The sequence below is a fragment of the Pseudomonas sp. NFR09 genome, assembly GCF_900111535.1.
Lineage (GTDB): Bacteria > Pseudomonadota > Gammaproteobacteria > Pseudomonadales > Pseudomonadaceae > Aquipseudomonas > Aquipseudomonas extremorientalis.
Window position 1 is genome coordinate 89,426 of the sequence record NZ_FOIH01000016.1, and the last position, 19,391, is coordinate 108,816.

Annotated in this window: 18 protein-coding genes; 4 read left to right on the forward strand and 14 right to left on the reverse strand. The window is 61.5% G+C overall.

Annotated elements, in window-relative coordinates; all coding sequences use genetic code 11:
- Positions 1-12: 12 nt before the first annotated feature.
- Genes plsX through BMX59_RS28110 form a run of 3 tightly spaced genes read right to left on the reverse strand, consistent with a single transcriptional unit; the run spans position 13 to position 1,754 of the window.
- Positions 13-1,023: a phosphate acyltransferase PlsX gene (gene plsX / locus BMX59_RS28100; protein WP_093128133.1), complete on the reverse strand. Its 1,011-nt coding sequence runs from the start codon at positions 1,021-1,023 to the stop codon at positions 13-15.
- 4 nt (positions 1,024-1,027) lie between these two features.
- Positions 1,028-1,210, reverse strand: a complete 183-nt coding sequence (rpmF, locus tag BMX59_RS28105; protein ID WP_003179396.1) for a 50S ribosomal protein L32 — start codon at positions 1,208-1,210, stop codon at positions 1,028-1,030.
- A gap of 13 nt (positions 1,211-1,223) precedes the next feature.
- Entirely contained in the window at positions 1,224-1,754 is a 531-nt protein-coding gene (locus BMX59_RS28110) for a YceD family protein (protein WP_010566563.1), read from the reverse strand.
- 105 nt (positions 1,755-1,859) lie between these two features.
- On the opposite strand from BMX59_RS28110, the gene BMX59_RS28115 reads away from it, so the two are divergent.
- The gene (locus tag BMX59_RS28115) at positions 1,860-2,438 is read left to right on the forward strand and encodes a Maf family protein (RefSeq protein WP_093128134.1); all 579 of its coding nucleotides are present in this window, start codon (positions 1,860-1,862) and stop codon (positions 2,436-2,438) included.
- A gap of 130 nt (positions 2,439-2,568) precedes the next feature.
- Here BMX59_RS28115 and BMX59_RS28120 read toward each other — a convergent pair whose 3' ends face one another.
- From BMX59_RS28120 to rluC, 3 genes are read right to left on the reverse strand one after another with little or no spacing between them, the layout of a single operon-like run.
- On the reverse strand, positions 2,569-3,552 hold the full coding sequence (locus BMX59_RS28120; RefSeq protein WP_092242527.1) for a S49 family peptidase: 984 nt from the start codon (positions 3,550-3,552) through the stop codon (positions 2,569-2,571).
- A gap of 21 nt (positions 3,553-3,573) precedes the next feature.
- Positions 3,574-4,236 (reverse strand): HAD-IA family hydrolase, encoded by a 663-nt coding sequence (locus BMX59_RS28125; protein WP_093128135.1) that lies wholly within the window; start codon positions 4,234-4,236, stop codon positions 3,574-3,576.
- Positions 4,223-5,182 (reverse strand): 23S rRNA pseudouridine(955/2504/2580) synthase RluC, encoded by a 960-nt coding sequence (rluC, locus tag BMX59_RS28130; RefSeq protein WP_071490507.1) that lies wholly within the window; start codon positions 5,180-5,182, stop codon positions 4,223-4,225. The genes BMX59_RS28125 and rluC overlap by 14 nt, the downstream gene beginning before the upstream one ends.
- A 759-nt stretch (positions 5,183-5,941) precedes the next feature.
- Here rluC and rne point away from each other — a divergent pair.
- On the forward strand, positions 5,942-9,103 hold the full coding sequence (rne, locus tag BMX59_RS28135) for a ribonuclease E (RefSeq protein ID WP_218189813.1): 3,162 nt from the start codon (positions 5,942-5,944) through the stop codon (positions 9,101-9,103).
- Positions 9,104-9,166: 63 nt separating this feature from the next.
- On the opposite strand, the gene BMX59_RS28140 is transcribed toward rne, so the two are convergent.
- The 3 genes from BMX59_RS28140 to BMX59_RS28150 form a co-directional block, all read right to left on the reverse strand.
- Positions 9,167-9,751 (reverse strand): nucleotidyltransferase family protein, encoded by a 585-nt coding sequence (locus BMX59_RS28140; RefSeq protein ID WP_093128139.1) that lies wholly within the window; start codon positions 9,749-9,751, stop codon positions 9,167-9,169.
- Entirely contained in the window at positions 9,748-10,734 is a 987-nt protein-coding gene (locus tag BMX59_RS28145) for an XdhC family protein (RefSeq protein WP_071490510.1), read from the reverse strand. The genes BMX59_RS28140 and BMX59_RS28145 overlap by 4 nt, the downstream gene beginning before the upstream one ends.
- 140 nt (positions 10,735-10,874) lie before the next feature.
- The gene (locus BMX59_RS28150; RefSeq protein ID WP_071490511.1) at positions 10,875-12,206 is read right to left on the reverse strand and encodes a dicarboxylate/amino acid:cation symporter; all 1,332 of its coding nucleotides are present in this window, start codon (positions 12,204-12,206) and stop codon (positions 10,875-10,877) included.
- A gap of 338 nt (positions 12,207-12,544) precedes the next feature.
- Here BMX59_RS28150 and BMX59_RS28155 point away from each other — a divergent pair, with 338 nt between their 5' ends.
- On the forward strand, positions 12,545-13,543 hold the full coding sequence (locus tag BMX59_RS28155) for an AraC family transcriptional regulator (protein ID WP_071490512.1): 999 nt from the start codon (positions 12,545-12,547) through the stop codon (positions 13,541-13,543).
- Positions 13,544-13,603: 60 nt separating this feature from the next.
- Here BMX59_RS28155 and BMX59_RS28160 read toward each other — a convergent pair whose 3' ends face one another.
- From BMX59_RS28160 to BMX59_RS28170, 3 genes are read right to left on the reverse strand one after another with little or no spacing between them, the layout of a single operon-like run.
- Positions 13,604-14,950 carry an ATP-binding protein gene (locus BMX59_RS28160; RefSeq protein WP_093128142.1) on the reverse strand — a complete coding sequence of 449 codons (1,347 nt, stop codon included), beginning with the start codon at positions 14,948-14,950 and terminating at the stop codon, positions 13,604-13,606.
- Positions 14,947-15,624: a response regulator gene (locus BMX59_RS28165; RefSeq protein ID WP_092242509.1), complete on the reverse strand. Its 678-nt coding sequence runs from the start codon at positions 15,622-15,624 to the stop codon at positions 14,947-14,949. Before BMX59_RS28165 ends, BMX59_RS28160 begins: the two co-directional genes overlap by 4 nt.
- Before the next feature lie 18 nt (positions 15,625-15,642).
- A complete protein-coding gene (locus BMX59_RS28170; protein ID WP_093128144.1) occupies positions 15,643-15,951 on the reverse strand; it encodes a hypothetical protein in 309 nt (102 codons plus the stop codon).
- 135 nt (positions 15,952-16,086) lie between these two features.
- On the opposite strand from BMX59_RS28170, the gene BMX59_RS28175 reads away from it, so the two are divergent.
- Positions 16,087-16,803: a 4'-phosphopantetheinyl transferase family protein gene (locus BMX59_RS28175; protein ID WP_093128146.1), complete on the forward strand. Its 717-nt coding sequence runs from the start codon at positions 16,087-16,089 to the stop codon at positions 16,801-16,803.
- A gap of 4 nt (positions 16,804-16,807) precedes the next feature.
- Here the strand turns inward: BMX59_RS28175 and BMX59_RS28180 are convergent, their stop codons facing one another.
- Together BMX59_RS28180 and BMX59_RS28185 are read right to left on the reverse strand one after the other, a co-directional pair.
- On the reverse strand, positions 16,808-18,418 hold the full coding sequence (locus tag BMX59_RS28180; protein ID WP_093128148.1) for an ATP-binding protein: 1,611 nt from the start codon (positions 18,416-18,418) through the stop codon (positions 16,808-16,810).
- Positions 18,415-19,140 carry a response regulator gene (locus BMX59_RS28185; protein WP_093128150.1) on the reverse strand — a complete coding sequence of 242 codons (726 nt, stop codon included), beginning with the start codon at positions 19,138-19,140 and terminating at the stop codon, positions 18,415-18,417. Before BMX59_RS28185 ends, BMX59_RS28180 begins: the two co-directional genes overlap by 4 nt.
- Positions 19,141-19,391 lie beyond the last annotated feature (251 nt).

Here is a 19,391-nt window from a genome sequence, read left to right on the forward strand (position 1 = left end):
GGGCCGATTCGCCTAAGGCAACAGGTCCTCAAGACGGCCGTGCAAGCGTTGCGGCAGGTTTTCCTGGATCTCGATCACTGCCCGAGCGATCGCACTTTGAAAACCCTCGACACCGGCCGAGCCGTGGCTTTTCACCACAATGCCCTGCAACCCCAGAAAACTCGCGCCATTATGCCGCGCCGGAGCCAGGTCAGCCTGCAGGCGGCGCATCAACGGCAGCGCCAGGGCGCCGACAACGCGCGATGCCAGGCTCCGTTTGAACAGCGCCTCGATACGCGTGGCGATCATGGTCGCCAGGCCTTCGCTGGATTTGAGCAGGATATTGCCGACAAACCCGTCACACACCACCACGTCCGCTTCGCCACGGTACAAGCCGTCACCTTCGACAAACCCGACGTAATTCAAACCCCGCGCGGCCTGCAGCAACGTGGCGGCCAGCTTGACCTGCTGGTTGCCCTTGATGTCTTCGGTGCCGATATTCAGCAAGGCAACGCGCGGGCGGGCCACGCCAAGCGCCTCGGCGGCCACCGAGCCCATCACGGCGAACTGGAGCAGATGCTCGGCGCTGCAATCGACGTTTGCGCCCAGATCCAGCAACTGGCAATAGCCTTTTTGCGTCGGAATCGCCGCCACCATAGCCGGTCGATCAATGCCGGGCAGGGTCTTGAGCACAAACCGCGACAACGCCATCAGCGCCCCGGTATTACCGGCGCTGACACAGGCTTGCACCTTGCCATCACGCAGCAGTTCCAGGGCCACCCGCATTGAAGAGTCAGGCTTGCCACGCAGAGCTGCCGCAGGCTTTTCATCCATGGTGATGGTTTCGCTGGCTGGCGTAATCGTCAGGCGCGCGCGATCCACCGCCGGATGGCTGGCAATCAGTTCTTCAAGTAAGGAGGGTTGGCCGACGAGGGCCAGGTGCAGCGAGGGTGTTGCAGACAGGCTGGCAATGCAGGCCTGAACAATGCTGCGGGGACCGAAGTCCCCGCCCATTGCGTCTATCGCGATGACTAGAGCAGACAAGTGATTACTCGTCAGCGCCCTTGTCGATCACTTTACGGCCACGGTATACGCCTTCTGGCGATACGTGGTGACGCAGGTGAACTTCACCGGTGGTCTTTTCCACGGACAGGGTGCTAGCCTCGAGAGCGTCGTGCGAACGGCGCATGTCACGGGCGGAGCGGGATTTTTTGTTCTGCTGAACAGCCATAATTGATTAACTCCTAAACGTTTGGGTCACGCTTTAACTGCGCCAATACACTGAACGGGTTGGACCGCGTTACCTCGTCCTCGCTCGGTTCGGGCTCGTCATCGAGGCCCGCCGGCTGCTGGCATTCTTCCGGATGATGAGCAGGCACAATGGGCAAGGCGAGCAGAAGCTCCTCCTCGATCAGTGCATGCAGATCCAAAGGATCTTCGCCCAGTTCCAGCACGTCATAACCTTTCGGCAACGACTGGGTATTCGCACCCTCCTTCACCACAGCATAACTGCACTCGCTGTGGATCGGCAGGGTGACCAGCTCAAGACAACGCTGGCAAACCATTTTGACTTCGGTGTCGATAAAACTGTGGATTACCACAGATTTACGTTCATCTCGTTCAAAAACGAATTTGGCCTGCACCGTACCGACAGTGTCGGAAAGCGGGTCGCAGAGTCTCTCCAAATCGGCCAGCAGCAACTCACCTTGAAGGGAAGTGCCACGATCAGCCAATTTGCGCGGGTCAACGTGAGGTGGAATCGGGTCATTCAACATAGGCGCAGCATTATAGGGATGCACCCAGCCATGTCAAAGGAAATTCAGCCCTGTGCGTCAGCCGGTCGCCCCGCTAGAATCCGCTGCCGACCTGAGGAGACGCCCATGCTGCCTTTATTACTCGCATCCAGCTCGGTGTATCGCCGGGAATTGCTGAGCCGCCTGCACCTGCCGTTTATCTGCAGCTCACCGGATATCGATGAAAGTCACCACGAAAATGAATCCGCCGAGGAACTGGTCAAGCGCCTGGCCGAACAGAAAGCCCGCGCCCTTGCCGCCAGCCATCCGGGGTATTTGATTATCGGCTCCGACCAGGCGGCCGCACTCGATGGCCGGATCATCGGCAAGCCGCACACCTTCGAGAATGCCCGCGAGCAACTGCTGGCCGCCAGCGGCAAGCGCGTCAGCTTCCTCACTGGGCTGGCACTACTCAACAGCAAGACGGGGCACTGCCAGGTCGACTGCGTGCCTTTTACCGTACATATGCGCGAACTCGATGCAGAGCGCATCGAGCGCTATTTGCGAGTCGAGCAGCCGTATGACTGTGCGGGAAGCTTCAAGGCCGAGGAGTTGGGCGTGAGCCTGTTCCAAAGTACCGAAGGGTCGGACGCCACCAGCCTCATCGGCCTTCCCCTCATTCGCCTGGTGGATATGCTGCTGGCCGAAGGCGTGCAAATCCCCTGAGAACACCACAAGCAAATGTGGGAGGCGGCTTGCCCCCGATAGCAGAGGATCAGCCAACTAACCCGCAGTTGACCCACCGCAATCGGGGGCGAGCCCCCTCCCACATTTTGATCTATATGTAGCCTGGGGCTCAGCGCAGGCTTGGGCCTTGGAAGCCCATGTAAAAGGCCAGCTTCTCCGCCACACTGGCACCGAGCCGCTTGGAGAAACGATCAAACGGCGATTCCTCAACCGTAAAATCCACCAACTCCTTCTCGCCAATCACATCCCGCGCCACCGAACTGGCACTGCCCAGGCCGTCGATCAAGCCCAGCGGCAACGCCTGCTCGCCGGACCACACCAGGCCGGAGAACAGCTCCGGATGGTCTTTGTCCTTCAGACGATCACCACGCCCCTGTTTCACGCTCGCGATGAATTGGCGATGGGTGGTATCGAGCACACCCTGCCAGAACTGGGTCTCATCGGCCTTTTGCGGCTGGAAGGGATCGAGGAAAGATTTGTGTTCACCCGAAGTGTACGTGCGACGCTCCACCCCGAGCTTCTCCATGGTGCCGACGAAACCATAACCGGCCGCCGTCACGCCAATGGAACCCACCAGACTGGCCTTGTCGGCGTAGATCTGGTCAGCGGCACTGGCAATGTAATAGGCACCCGAGGCGCCCAGGTCGGAAATCACCGCATACAGCTTGGTATCCGGGTGCAGACCACGCAGACGACGGATCTCGTCATACACATAACCCGATTGCACCGGGCTGCCGCCCGGGCTGTTGATACGCAGGATCACACCTTTGACCTTAGGGTCTTCGAACGCGGCGCGCAGGCTGCTGACAATGTTGTCGGCACTGGCGGACTCCTTGTCGGCAATCACTCCGCGCACTTCGATCAGGGCAGTGTAATTGGCACCCCGGGTTGCGCTTTTTTCCATGTCCACCAGTGGACTGAACAGCGCCAGCATGCCGATGAGCCAGACAAAGGTCAGCAGCTTGAAGAAAATCCCCCAACGCCGCGCGCGACGCTGCTCCTGAACGCTGGCCAGAAGGGTTTTCTCCAGCAGCTTCCAGCTTTTGTCATCACTGCTTTCAGCCTTTTCGGGCGCTTTCCACTCATCACTCATGACATCAACCCCAGCAAAGACTTATTGGGCCCGGCTGAGCCAGGCCTGCAATTCGGAAAAATGATCAATCGTCAGACGCGGCTCATATTGCTGCAACGCCTCGGCAGCCTGGGCGCCATAGCTGACCGCCACACTGTCCATGCCCGCATTGCGCGCCATCATCAGGTCGAAGGAGGCATCGCCCACCATCAAGGCCTGGCGTGGCGACACGCCGCAATGGGCCAGGATCTGCTCCAGCATCAGAGGATGAGGCTTGCTGGCAGTTTCATCGGCGGCGCGGGTGATATCGAAATAATCTTCCCAATCGTGGGCTTTGAGCACCCGATCCAGGCCACGTCGTGCCTTGCCAGTGGCGACTGCCAGGTGATAGCCCTGGGCACGGAATGCCTCCAGGGCCTGCGCCACACCGTCGAACAGCGGCGAAGGGGTGGCCTCCAATGCGATGTAGTGATCGGCGTAATGCTCGCGAAACGCGACCAGTTCGGCGTCGCTGATCTCGGGGTACAAGGTGCGAATCGCCTCAGGCAAGCCGAGGCCGATAATGCCCTTGACCGCCAGATCACTGCACAGCGCATACCCCGAGCGGGTCGACGCAGCGTGCATCGACTCGACAATCCGGCCAATGGAGTCGGCCAGGGTGCCATCCCAATCGAATATCAGCAGTTTGTAGTCAAGGCGCGACACTCAAGCGCTCCACGGTCTTGGCCCACATCTCATCGACCGGTGCCTGCAGCTTCAACTCGCCACCATCTGGCAGCGGCACGGTGAGCATGTAGGCGTGCAGGAACAGGCGCTTGCCGCCCAGATCGCGGATTTCCCTGGAGAAATCTTCGTCGCCGTACTTGGTATCGCCCGCGATGCAGTGACCCGCGTGCAGGGTGTGCACACGAATCTGATGGGTGCGCCCGGTGACCGGCTTGGCCTCGACCATCGTGGCGAAGTCGCCGAAACGGCGCAGCACCTTGAACAGGGTCAGGGCTTCTTTGCCCTCCTCATCCACTTCGACCATGCGCTCGCCGGAGCGCAGGTTGCTCTTCTGCAACGGCGCACGGACGCTCTTGATGGAACTGGCCCAGTTGCCGCGCACCAGCGCCATGTAGCGCTTGTCCACGCCATCGCCGCGCAAGGCGGTGTGCAGGTGGCGCAACATGCTGCGTTTCTTGGCGATCATCAGCAGGCCGGACGTGTCGCGGTCCAGGCGGTGGACCAGTTCCAGCTCCTTGGCATCCGGGCGCAACTGACGAAAGGCTTCGATCACACCGAAATTCAGGCCGCTGCCACCATGCACCGCAATGCCGCAGGGCTTGTTGATCACAATCAGCTTGCTGTCTTCGAAGACAATCGAGGCTTCCAGGCGCTGCAACAAGCCCTGGGCCAACGGTACAGGCTCGTCACGCTCAGGCACGCGCACCGGTGGCACGCGTACGATATCGCCCGCCTGCAACTTGTACTCGGGCTTGATCCGGCCCTTGTTCACCCGCACTTCACCTTTACGCAAGATGCGGTAAATCAAGGTCTTGGGCACGCCTTTGAGCCTGGCCAGGAGAAAATTGTCGATGCGTTGGCCGGCATATTCCGGCGAGACCTCGAGCAGCTGGACGCTGGGGGTCTGGGGGGCGGTAGTCGTCATGGCGGCGATGATAACAATTTTTTATGGAATTGAAGCACTTAATCATTGCTGCTATAGTCGCGAACGCCGCCAAAAGCGGCCTGGACAGAGGACATGCGGCAAACTGCCGGCCCTGACCATCGCAATTCATCAGGACGCGAGGCCGTCCTACGGGGCTTTCGCCACCCTGGAAGGTTCAAGATTGTAACAAGCGCAGGTGACATGAGGCCTGAAGCGAGTGCAGAAAGCAGAGTGAATACTCGCGTTCTGCGCCGATATTTACGGCCAGTTCACAAAGTGCAGTCAGTCTTGGACCAGACCACGGCGAATGCTTCGGAAACAACGCCTGTTAAGAGCTGAGTGAGAGCGCAACCGCCCACACCTAGTCTTGTTTAGCCATGAGCGTGGACTCCCCATTGGAGAACACGGTAAATGCCAACCCGCTGCGGATTCTGCGCGCGGCAGCACCCGAATTATCAGGGATACGTGTAGGGTGGAGATGCACAACCGTCGGACCGTGTAGCACTAGGCTTATATTTAGACGCTTCATCTCGTCCACAGTCGCCGGTTGATTCCTCCTCCTGACCTTAGCTTTTGTTGAAGTGGTGCCTTTGTCACCACCGCTAACAAGCAGGACGCGTCCGTCGCGGTACCGGCCCAATTGGCCTGTTATTGCTGGACACTGGAGTGGCCAACCACTCTTGACGCACCTGACACCGACCGTGAGAAGTCGTGTGTGCCGAACGCCGTTTCCGGCAGCCCGGAAACCGACGGTACAACATGAAAAGAATGCTGATTAACGCAACTCAACCCGAAGAGTTGCGTGTTGCACTGGTAGATGGCCAACGCCTCTACGACCTGGACATCGAATCCGGTGCACGCGAGCAAAAGAAGGCCAACATCTATAAAGGCCGTATTACTCGCATCGAACCAAGCCTCGAGGCTGCCTTTGTCGATTTCGGCTCCGAGCGCCACGGCTTCCTGCCCCTCAAAGAAATCTCCCGCGAATACTTCAAGAAAGCCCCCGAAGGCCGCGTGAACATCAAGGACGTCCTGAGCGAAGGCCAGGAAGTCATCGTCCAGGTCGAAAAAGAAGAACGTGGCAACAAGGGCGCCGCCCTGACCACCTTCATCAGCCTGGCTGGCCGTTACCTGGTCCTGATGCCGAACAACCCGCGCGCCGGCGGCATTTCCCGTCGCATCGAAGGCGAAGAGCGCAACGAGCTGCGTGAAGCGCTGAACGGCCTGATCGCACCGGCCGACATGGGCCTGATCGTGCGCACTGCCGGCCTGGGCCGCAGCAGCGAAGAAATGCAGTGGGACCTCGACTACCTGCTGCAACTCTGGACCGCCATCAAGGAAGCCTCCCTGGATCGTTCCGCGCCGTTCCTGATCTACCAGGAAAGCAACGTGATCATCCGCGCCATCCGCGATTACCTGCGCCAGGACATCGGCGAAGTGCTGATCGACAGCGTTGAAGCCCAGGACGAAGCCCTGACCTTCATCCGCCAGGTGATGCCGCAGTACGCCAGCAAGATCAAGCTGTACGAAGACAGCGTTCCGCTGTTCAACCGTTTCCAGATCGAAAGCCAGATCGAAACCGCCTTCCAGCGCGTGGTCGAACTGCCTTCCGGTGGCTCCATCGTGATCGACCCGACCGAAGCCCTGGTGTCCATCGACATCAACTCGGCGCGTGCGACCAAAGGCAGCGACATCGAAGAAACCGCCCTGCAGACCAACCTGGAAGCGGCTGAAGAAATCGCCCGCCAGCTGCGCCTGCGTGACATCGGCGGCCTGATCGTGATCGACTTCATCGACATGACCCCAGCCAAGAACCAGCGCGCCGTGGAAGAGAAAGTCCGCGAATGCCTGGAAGCTGACCGTGCCCGCGTACAGGTCGGCCGCATCTCGCGCTTCGGCCTGCTGGAAATGTCCCGTCAGCGCCTGCGTCCGTCCCTGGGCGAGAGCAGCGGCATCGTTTGCCCGCGTTGCAACGGCACCGGCATCATCCGTGACGTTGAATCGCTGTCCCTGGCGATCCTGCGCCTGATCGAAGAAGAAGCCCTGAAAGACCGCACCGCCGAAGTCCGCGCACAAGTGCCGATTCCGGTTGCAGCCTTCCTGCTCAACGAAAAACGCAACTCGATCACCAAGATCGAACTGCGCACCCGTGCCCGTATCGTCATCCTGCCGAACGATCACCTCGAAACGCCGCACTTCGAAGTGCAGCGCCTGCGTGATGACAGCCCGGAAGCCCACAGCGGCCAGTCCAGCTACGAAATCGCCGCTGCAGCCGCCGAAGTCGAAGAAGTGCAGCCAGCCGCCGCGACCCGCACCCTGGTCCGCCAGGAAGCCGCCGTGAAAACCGCTCCGGCCCGTGCCAACGCACCGGTTCCGGTTGAAGCCGCCGCTCCGGTTGCCGCGCCAGCCGTAATGCCTGAGCCAAGCCTGTTCAAAGGCCTGGTGAAGTCGCTGGTAAGCCTGTTCGCCACCAAGGAAGAGCCTGCTGCACCGGTTGTGGTTGAGAAACCAGCGACCGAGCGCCCTGCACGCAACGAAGAGCGTCGCAACGGTCGCCAGCAGAGCCGTAACCGCAACGGCCGTCGTGACGAAGAGCGCAAGCCGCGCGAAGAGCGTGCGCCGCGTGAAGAACGCGCCCCACGTGAAGAGCGTGCGCCTCGCGAAGCCCGTGAAGAAACCCCGACCGTAGAACGGGCACCGCGTGAAGAGCGCGCACCGCGTACTCCACGCGCCCCACGCGAAGACCGCAAGCCACGTGGCGAGCGCGAAGAGCGTGTGCGCGAACTGCGCGAGCCGCTGGACGCTGCGCCAGCCGTTGCCGGTGCAGCTGTTGTTGCCGAAGAACGCCCGGCTCGCCAGCCGCGCGAAGAACGTGCGCCACGTGAAGAACGCCAGCCTCGCGCTCCGCGTGAAGAGCGTCAACCACGTGCCGAACAAGCGGCTGCCGCCAGCGAAGAAGAAGTGCTGACCGGCGAAGAGCAACTGCAGGAAGACGGTCAGGAAGGCGCCGAAGGCGATCGTCCACGCCGCCGCTCCCGTGGCCAGCGTCGTCGCAGCAACCGTCGTGAGCGTCAACGCGATGCCAACGGCAACGTGATCGAAGGCTCGGAAGAGACCGGCGAAAACGCAGAAGCCGCTACCAGCGAGCCGACTGGCGCCGAACTGGCTGCCGGCCTGGCCGTTACCGCTGCCGTTGCCAGCTCGGTCATCAGCGCTCCGGCTGAAGCCCAGGCGCACGAGCAGGCTGAGCGCGCTACCGCGACTGTTGAAGAAGCCGTCGTTGTGGAAGTGCCTGCCGCCGAGGCCCCAGTGGTTGAAGCGTCGGTCGTTGAAGCACCTGCTGCCGAAACCCCAGTCGTAGAAGCACCGGTTGTTGAAGCGACTACCCCAATCGAAGCACCGGTTGTTCCGGAAGTGGAAGTTGCTCCGGTTCAAGAAGCCCTGCCAGAAGTTGAAGCGGTGGCTGAACAAGTACCGGTAGTCGAGCCTCAACCTGTGGCTGAAGCAGTGATTGAAGCACCGGTTGTCGAAGCGGCCCCGGAAGTTCGTGAAGTTCGTGAAGAACAGACCGCCTTCCAATGGACTGCCGAGCCTGCCGCTCCGGTTGAAGCGCCAGCGCCAGCACCTGCCCCGGCGGTAGAAGAAGCGCCGGCACCGGTTGCCGAAGTTGTGGTTGCCGAGCCAGCCCCAGTGGTTGAGCCTGCTCCGGTCGTTGAACCAGCGCCAGTGGTTGAAGCGCCGGCGGCTGCCGAAGTGGCTGCCCCCGTGGTTGAGGCTGCACCGGTCAGCGCCCTGACCGAAAACGGCCGTGCGCCGAACGACCCACGTGAAGTGCGTCGTCGTCGCAAGGAAGCTGAAGCCGCTGCCGCTGCTGCTGCCGCGGCACAGGAAGCAGAACACGAGAGCAAGCCTCTCGCCTGATTCCCGCAGCCACTGAAAAGCCCCGCCTGAGTGATCAGGCGGGGCTTTTTTATGTTCGTCCGGTTAGAGGTAATGCAACAACGCAGGCACGTCCACATCCCATGACACACCTGGGTCATCTACCGCCACCTCACGCACCGCCGCCTGGGCAAACAACGGCTTGGCTCCACGGTCACCGGTCAAAGCCATCAACCCGGGCCCAAATGCCCGGCCAAATGCCACAGGATGCCCGTACTGCCCGTCCTGCACCGGCACACTGATGCCACCCTCCTCCAACCCCGCAATCACTCGCTCAATGCTCGATGACTGAATAAACGGCATATCCCCCAACACCACCAGCCAGCCATTCGCCGAAGCACTGGCTGCAACCGCAGCGGCAATACTGTCGCCCATGCCGGCCGAGCGCAGCAGCAACACCTTGCAACCGTAGATCTCTGCCAAGCGAATTACTTCGGGACGATCGGCTGAAGTCACCACCCAACGATCAGCCACGACACTCGGCAGATTCTTCAGCACCTGCTCGATCACTGGCCGAACTACGCCATCCAGGCCCACACAATCAGCCAGCAACTTGTCCTGGTCAGCCCCTGCCTCGGCGCGGAAACGGCTGCCCTGCCCCGCCGCCAGCACAATCGCGGTGATGCTCACTCAACCACCACCGGCAACGGCTTCTTCTGCATCGGCGCCACACCATTCTTGATCGCAACAATTTCCGCCATCAACGACAACGCGATTTCCGCCGGTGTATGACTGCCGATATGCAAACCGATCGGCCCATGCAGACGCGCAATCGCTTCCGTCGACAAGCCCAGCGCCGCGAGGTTTTCCCGGCGTTTCTGGCTGTTGACCCGTGAACCGAGGGCACCAATGTAGAACGCCGAGGAATTCAGTGCCGTCAGCAGCGCCATGTCATCCAGGCGCGGATCATGGGTGAGGCAGACGATGGCCGTGCGCTCGTCGGTCTGGATATTCAGCACCGCCTCATCGGGCATACCCGGCACGAAGCGACCGTGCTGGTCTTCCCAGCCATAGACAAACTCATCGCGCGGGTCGCAGATCAGTACTTCGAAATCCAGCAGGCGCGCCATTTCCGCCACATACCGCGACAACTGCCCGGCACCGATCAACAGCAGGCGCCAGCGTGGGCCATAGATGGCTCGCAGGCGTTCACCGTCGAAGGTGACGACATCGGTCTTGCTCGCGCCACTCAACGTCACCTTGCCAGTGGCCAGGTCCAACTCCCGGGCGACGATCTGATGAGCCTCGCACCGTGCCAACAGCTCAGCCACCCATTCCCACTCGTCTACCCGCTCCTCGGTCAGGCGCAAGGTGCCGCCGCACGGCAGGCCAAAACGCGCCGCTTCATCGCGGGTAACGCCATAGGTCACCAACTGCACCGGCGGCCCGTCTTCAGGCAGCCGGCCATCCTGCAGGCGTGCAATCAAGTCATCCTCGATGCACCCGCCCGATACCGAGCCGATCACCACCCCATCGCCCCGCAACGCCAGCATGGCGCCCGGCGGGCGCGGCGCGCTGCCCCAGGTCTGGACCACGCTGTACAACACCACTCGCTGTCCGGCACGGCGCCATTCGAGCACGCTGCGCAGGACATTCAGATCCACACTGTCCACATAACCTCCTGCAAGCGTTACAACCGAGTCATTCACTGTAAAACAAAAGTCGCCGAAGTGACGCGCCAGAAACGCAAACGCCCCGAACCAGTCGGGGCGTTTGTGCGTTGCTGTCGGCGTTAGTTCACGCCATCGGCGATTTACTTGACCACAGGTGCAGGGCCTTCGGCCACGCCCAGGTCATCCAGCTCACGGGTTTCCGAGATGCCAGTACCGCCGGACGCCAGCTCGCTTTGCAGCTTGTCGGTGTCCAGTTCCTTGACCCACTTGGCCACAACGATGGTGGCAACGGCGTTACCCACCAGGTTGGTCAGCGCACGGGCTTCGGACATGAAGCGGTCGATACCCAGGATCAGCGCCAGGCCGGCAACCGGCAGGTGACCTACGGCCGACAGGGTGGCCGCCAGTACGATGAAGCCCGAACCGGTCACGCCTGCAGCGCCTTTGGAGGACAGCAGCAGCACCAGCAGCAGGGTGATCTGGTGGGTGATGTCCATGTGAGTGTCAGTCGCCTGGGCGATGAACACGGCCGCCATGGTCAGGTAGATCGACGTACCGTCGAGGTTGAACGAGTAGCCAGTCGGGATGACCAGGCCTACTACGGACTTCTTGGCGCCCAGACGCTCCATCTTGATCAGCATGCGTGGCAGTGCGGACTCGGAAGACGAAGTACCCAGAACGATCAGCAGCTCTTCACGGATGTAGCGAACCAGTTTCAACACGCTGAAACCGTGAGCGCGGCAGATACCACCCAGCACCACCAGCACGAACAGCAGGCAGGTGATGTAGAAGCAGATCATCAACTGGCCCAGTTGCACCAGCGAACCCACACCGTAGGCACCGATGGTGAACGCCATGGCGCCCAGGGCACCGATTGGCGCGAGCTTCATGATCATGTTGATGATGTTGAACATCACGTGGGCGAAGCGATCGATGAAGTCCAGTACCGGCTTGCCGTAGGCACCCAGACGGTGCAGGGCGAAACCGAAGATCACCGAGAACATCAGCACTTGCAGGATGTCGCCATTGGCGAACGCGCCGACGATAGTGTTAGGGATCACATTGAGGATAAAGCCGACGATGCTCTGGTCCTTACCGGCAGTGACGTAGGCTGCCACTTTGGAGGCGTCCAGGGTGGCGACGTCGATGTGCATGCCGTTGCCAGGTTGCACCACGTTCACCACGATCAGGCCGATCAGCAGCGCGATGGTGGAAACGATCTCGAAGTACAGCAGTGCATAACCGCCGGTCTTGCCGACCGATTTCATGCTTTGCATGCCAGCGATGCCGCTGACAACGGTGCAGAAGATGATCGGGGCGATGACCATTTTGATCAGTTTGATGAACCCGTCACCCAGTGGCTTGAGGGCCACACCGGTCTGTGGGTAGAAGTGACCGAGCAAAATACCGATAACGATTGCAACGATCACCTGGAAGTACAGGGATTTGTAGATAGGCTGACGAGTCGTCATTGCAAAGTTCCTCAATCGTCCCGTGTGGCAAATATCCGCCATTGCCCACGACACTTGAATTGCGAACCCTCCTGCACTGGAGGGATTTGTTGTTTGCGAGGTCGGTAGGTCCAGCCTGCGCTGTCATCCTTACCGCAAACGCCGTGCCACTTTGCTGAAAAACCCTGAAGGCCTTTAGACATCAGGGTTTGTACTTTACAAGTGCCCTCCCAAGCACCGAATCGAGTGGCGGATTTCCGCCCATCAACCTGATCCCGTCCTACAATTTGGCGGATATCCGCCTTGTGACCCCATCCGAGGGTGGCTACCATCCGCCCGTCCATGGAAGAGGCCTTCGCATGCGTGAACGTACCATCGCCAGCCATTACGCCCGGGCAGCCCTCGGCGGTGCGCGTCGGGTCGGTTACGACTACTCGGGCCTGCTGCTGCAAGCAGGTATCACCCCGGAACTACTGACCGAACCTCGCGCCCGCATCGCGCCGGAACAATTTACCCGGTTGCTGCAAATGCTCTGGCTGGCGCTGGACGATGAATACCTGGGGTTTGCCGACGGCCCCAGCAAACGCGGCACCTTTGCCATGATGTGCCACGCATTGATCCACTGCCGCACCCTGGAGAAAGCCCTGGAACGCGGCTTATTGTTTTATAGCCTATTCCCGCAGGGGCCACGCTGGCAGCTGACACGTGAAGGCGAAATGGCCCGTTTGAGCCTGGACGACTCGCAATTGTGGGACCCGGATCACTTCCTCAGCGAATGCCTGCTGGTGATCTGGCATCGACTCGGCAGTTGGCTGATCGGCCAACGCATCCGCCTGCACCAGGCCACCTTCAGCTACCCGATGCCGGCTCACGCCAGCGAATACGACCTGCTGTTTCCCTGCACCCAGGTATTCGGCGCACCGAACAGCAGCCTGGTATTTCACGGCCGCTACCTGAGCCTGCCGCTGTTGCAGGACGAACGCACGCTCAAGCACTTCCTCGAGCGCTCCCCCGCCGACCTGTTGTCACGGCCGGATGAAGGCGACAGCTTGAGCAGCCAGCTCCGCCGCTTGCTCAGCGGCGACCGTACACCCTGGCCAGACCTGGAAGCCGTCGCCCAGCAGTTGCACATCAGCCCGCAGACCCTGCGCAGGCATTTGCGCGAAGAAGGCACCAGCTTTCAGGCACTCAAGGATGAGCTGCGGCGGGACATCGCCATCTATCATTTGGGGCGGGCGGATTTGTCGTTGCAGGAGATTGCCGAGCAGTTGGGGTTTTCCGAACCGTCGGCGTTTCATCGGGCGTTCAAGAAGTGGACGGGGTTGACGCCGGGGGCTTACCGAGCCCAAGAGAGCTAAAGATGTAGCGCCAATGTGGGAGGGGGCTTGCCCCCGATGAGGCCTGTACCCCCCTAAAGATCACAAAGCCGGGAAGTGAATCCTGAAAGCGGCGCCACCCAAAGGCGAATCGCCCAGGGTCAACCGCGCACCGTAGCTCTCGATGATGTCCTTGACCACCGCCAACCCAATCCCCTGCCCCGGGTGCTGACGGTCCAGCCGTTCACCCCGCTGCAGAATCCTGGCACGCTGATCCGGCGGCACGCCAGGCCCGTCATCCTCAATACACAGCTCGGTGCCTTCCAGGCTTTCCACCAGGCTGATGCGCACTTCGCTCACGCACAGGCGGTAGGCGTTTTCCAGCAGGTTGCCGAGCAGCTCCAACAAGGCGCCCTTCTCGATTGGCACATCACACTCTTCCGGCAGGTCAAAGGACACGCTGACGCGCTTGTCGCGATAGACCTTGCCCAGCGTATCGCACAGGCTTTGCAGCACCGGCTCCAGGCGCACCTGGTGGCGCACCAGGCCGCTTTTGCGCAGGCTGGCGCGCTGCAACTGGTAGCTGATCTGCTGGCTCATGCGCTCGATCTGCGATTGCAGCACCCGGGCCTGCTCGCGATCTTCCGGACGCTGGGCCATTTCTTCGCTCACTCCCTGCAACACCGCGAGCGGGGTTTTCAGGCTGTGGGCCAAATCGTCGAGGGAATCGCGGTAGCGCGCACGTTGCTCACGCTCGCTGTGCAGCAAGCGGTTGAGGGAGCCGGTCAGGCGCAGCAATTCGCGGGGGTGTTGTTCGGAGAGGCTCTCACGGGTGCCGCCTTCGATCTGGTCGAGCTCCTGACTCAGCCGGCGCAGGGCTTGCAGGCCCCAGGTCAGGCCAAGCCACAGTAAGGTCAACAACACCAGCAAGGCTGCGCCGAAGCCCAGGTAGAGATTTTCGCGCAGGCCTTCCAGGGTCAACTGGTATTCGCGCACCGGTTGCAGGGCCACGATACTGAAGGCGGCGCTCTTGCCGCCCAGCAGCCTGACCTCGACGTCATACACGAAGAATTCCTGGCCGTTGGCCTCGCGAATCCGCGCAAACTCGTTACCGCGCCCGTCGTAGCGCGGCTTGTAGTTGATGTTTTCTTCTTTGGTCGCCCGCGAACGCCACACCAGGTGGCCTTCGCGGTCGTAGATATAGCCGAGCAGGCGGCTGTCAGTGAGGTTGAAGCGTTCGTCGGGCAACTGCGCCGGCATCAGCAGACGGTTGTTTTCGACCCGCGCGGCAGAGATCAAGGTGGTGACGTCCGACGCCAGGCGCTGCTCGATGGAGTCCTGCAACGCCAGGCTGAACGCCCCTTGCATGGCCGGCAACAGGCCGAGCATGAACAGCACGGCCAGGGTGGCGGCCGCCAGCATCAAGCGTACGCGTAGCGAGCGAATCAACGGCAGCGCTCATTGAACAGATAGCCCAGGCCACGCACCGTGTCGATCGGCTTGAACCCGGCCGGGCCTTCCAGCTTGCGGCGCAGGCGCCCGACCAGCACCTCGATGACATTCGGATCACGCTCGTCATCGTCAGGGTAGAGCTGTTCCATCAAGCGGTCCTTGGCCACCACTTGTTGGTGATGGCGCATCAGGTATTCAAGGATCCGATATTCGTAGGCGGTCAACGCCAGCGGCTGCTCTTCGAGCGACGCCTGCTTGCGGTTGAGATCCAGCAGCAACGGCCCGGCCACAATGGTCGACTGGGTAAAGCCACTGGAGCGGCGCAGCAAGGCATTCATCCGCGCCTCCAGCTCTTCGAACTGGAACGGTTTGACCACGTAGTCGTCAGCGCCCGCGGCCAGGCCTTCGACCTTGTCCTGCCAATTACCGCGGGCGGTGAGGATCAGGATCGGAAAGGTCTTGGCCTGGGCACGCAGTTGGCGGATCAGGTCCAGGCCGCCCATGCCGGGCAGGCCCAGGTCGATGATCGCCAGGTCATGGTTGAACTGGCCAGTCTGGTACAGGGCTTCTTCGGCATTGGCCACGGCCTCGACCACATGCCCGCTGTCGGTCAGGCGGGTAAACAGGTGATGACGCAGCAGCGCCTCATCTTCCACCACCAGCAATTTCATAAGGCTCTCCAAAGCAATTCAACTGTCCGACAGAGGGATATCATAGCGGCCCTGCAGGTCTTGCGGGCGCAGTTTAATGCCATTGAACTGGCCGGTCAGGTGTTCATAGCCGGCGCGGTAGGCCGGCTGCGGTGTTGCAAGGCCCAGGGACTGGCCCCAGGGCGTGGGTTGGCTGCCCACTTCTTCGAAGCTGACACGCTGGATCAAGGTACTGGATTTCTTGGTTTTCTCACCGCCGAATGCGGCGAAGGCGCCATCGGATGCCTGGACCCCAGCGGTTGCACTGAGCATGGTTAACGCCAACATCAGCTGTTTGATCGCAGTCATGGTGTTACCTCTATGCGTTTGGCTGTATGCCCCAGACTACGCAGCCCCCCCTGAACTCCCCCTGAACAGGCTCTGAACCTCACCTGAACCGCAGTGGGCTATCCTCACGCCCCGCAACTCGGCAAAATACCGACCATGAATCCCTTGCCCGCTTGCTGCACCCCACTCGACGCCCATTGGCCGCTGCCCGAACCGTTGCCCGGCACGGTGTTTCTCAGCACGCGCTTTGACCCGGCCCTGCTCACGGCCGGCGATTTCCAGCGCTGTGCCGTGCCGCCACCGGCGAGCATCCAGCGCTCGGTAGCCAAGCGTCAGGCCGAGTTCCTCGCCGGCCGCTTGTGCGCCCGTGCCGCCCTGCAACAACTCGATCACCTCGACTGCATCCCGGCGATCGGCGAAGACCGCGCACCGGTGTGGCCCGCGCCTATCAGCGGTTCCATTACCCATAGCACCGGGCATGCCGCCGCGATTGTCGGGCACAAGGCGCAATGGCGCGGGCTGGGGATGGACTTGGAGAATGTGCTGAGCCTCGAGCGGGCCGAGCGCTTGGCGGGGGAAATCCTGACGGCTGATGAATTACTGCGCATGGCCGCCTTGCCAAGGGAAAGGATCGCCCTGTTGGTGACGCTGACGTTCTCCGCCAAGGAGAGCCTGTTCAAGGCGCTCTACCCCATTGTGCAGAAGCGTTTCTACTTTGAGCATGCCGAGTTGCTGGAATGGTCGGAGGGCGGGCATCTGCGGCTGAGACTGCTGACGGACCTGTCCGAAGAGTGGTGCCATGGCAAGGAATTGGTGGGCCAGTTTGCGGTGGATGATGGGCAGTTGTTGAGCCTGGTCGCAGTCAGCGCCTGATCCATCAGGGTTTATCCTGATCCCTGGGCCAACTCAAGCTGAAACACGCGCCGCCCAGATTATTGCTCTTGCTGATCAACGCCCGCCCGCCGTGCCAATAGATAATCCGCCGCACAATCGACAACCCCAGGCCATGCCCGCCCGAGGCACGGGTGCGACTGTCGTCCAGGCGCAGAAAGGGCGTGAAGATGCGCTCCCAGGCGCTTTCCGGCACGCCGGGGCCGTCGTCTTCCACGTCGATGCGGCAGCGCACCTGGCCCACCTGATAACTGATCAACACCTGGCCTTGGGCGTGGCGCATGGCATTGCTCACCAGGTTCTGCAGGGCACGGTGCAGGTAACGCGGTTCGGCGTCGACCCAGGCGTCGTCCCAATGCGCCGAAGACAAGCAAATCCCTCGGGCCACAGTCACTTGCGGACGCAGTGGCGATAATTCGCCGATCACCTGATCAAGCAGCGCATCAAGGTCGACCCGCTGGAAATTCAGCTCCGGCGAGCCTTGTTCCAGGCGCGCGTAAGTGAGCATTTCATCCACCAGGCCATCGAGGTCCTGGATGTCGCTGTCCATGCCTTCCAGGTATTTTCGCCGTGCCTCGACAGTAGCCGCGTCGCCGACCATTTCCAGGCCGAAACGCAGGCGTGCCACCGGCGTGCGCAACTCGTGGGACACAGCGCGCACCAACTCGCGCTGGATCGCCAGCAGTTGATGCAAATGCTCGGCCATGCCATTGAACGCTGCCGCCAGCCGCCCCACCGAATCGGCGCCACGGGCCGGCACGCGGACTTCCAGGTTGCCCTTGGCGATGCGGGTGGCGGCGGCCTCCAGGCCACGCAGCCGACGCTCAAGCTGGCGCACCAATAGATAGACGATCAGGCCGATCAGGGTCAGGCCGATCAAGGCGATCAGGATCAGCCATTGCGCCGGGTAAGGGTTCATCTGATACAACGGGCCGATCTCCAGCACCCACGGCGTACCGACCATACCGGCAAACACGCGGATCGAATCGCCGCCCTTGCCCAGGGCCATCACCGTGTCGCCTTCCGAAACCCGACGACGCTGGTCTTCATCCATATCGGCCTGGTCGAGGGTCATCAGGTGCATATCAAAGCCAAAGCCCTTGGCTTCCTTTATATCTGCCAGGCGCTGCGGCTGTTCGGCCACCGGGAAGCGCACCAGCTCATCGGCCAGCAGGTAGATGGTCGCGCGGGCCAGTTGTTCGCTGATCTGCTGAACCTCGCCTGTAAGAACAAGCTGCTCCTGTTCGCTGACCAAACGCAGCACCCGCGCGGCATGCGGCCCGGTCTGCTCCACCAGCACCTGGCCGCGTTGCAGGCGATTGCGCTGGCTCAAGTCCAGTTGCGCATCGGCCAGCGGGCGCAACTCCAGCGGGATCCCCAGCAAACGCTCCCACACCGCCAGGGCGCGCTGGCGCTCGATGGCGCTCATGGGTTGCAGGTTGTCACCCATCAAGGCGAAGGTGCCATGGGCCAGGCGCTCGCGGTACTGGCCGCTGCGCACCTCGTTGAGCAGGTGCAGGGCCAGCACGCCGAGCAGCGCCACCAGGATCAGCGCCGCGCACATGCCGCCGTATATGCGCAGGAAGATCGAGTTCACAGCGGCATGTCGGCGGCGGCTTCGGGGACGAACAGGTAGCCTTTGCTGCGAATGGTCTTGATCAGGCGCGGGTGGATCGGGTCGTCACCTATCTTGGGGCGTATGCGAGAGATACGCACGTCGATGGAGCGATCCTGACCGTCGTAGCCGATGCCGCGCAGGGCAATGAAGATTTCTTCGCGGGAAAGAATGCGCCCGGCATTCGCCACCAGCAGCCACAGCAGGTCGAACTCGGCGCTGGTCAGTTCGATGCCCTCATTATTCAGCCAGGCCTCGCGCAGTGCGTTGTCCACCACCAGAGGGCCGAATTGCAGGCGGCGCTGGATCTCCACAGCGGCTGGCTCCGTCGCTTCGCTGCGCCGCAGCAGGGCCTGGATGCGCGCCAGCAACAGGCGCGGGCGCACGGGCTTGCACACATAATCGTCGGCGCCCATGTCCAGGCCCAGCACCTGGTCCATATCGTCGGTGCGCGCGGTGAGCATCAGGATCACGCCGTCATAGCGCTCACGCACCTTGCGGCAGATGCTCAGGCCGTCTTCGCCGGGCAGCATCAGGTCGAGGATCACCAGGTCGGGCTGTTCGGCGATGATCCGCGCCGCCGCCAGGGCGCCATCGCCTTCCACCGAGACCCGCAGGCCGTTGCCCTCCAGGTACTCACGGGTCAATTCGGCCAGTCGCTGGTCATCTTCGACTATCAATACCTGCCAGGCTTCTTGCTCCACGGGTGACCTCAATGTCTGTCATAAAAGGCGGGCATGATGTGGGTCGCTTCTTAGCCCGAGGCAGGCGATTGTAGCCATGGGCCAGCCCTCAAACACAAGCCGGGAAATCCATTCGGTGATCAGGTTTTTTTGTGATAGGGTTCGCGCCCTTCGAAAATGGGCTGCTTGTTTTGAGGCCGAAACATTTAATGACAAACGGCGTAATCCAGCAGCAATGCGGCCTACACGGCTGTTCTACCTTTCTTACACAT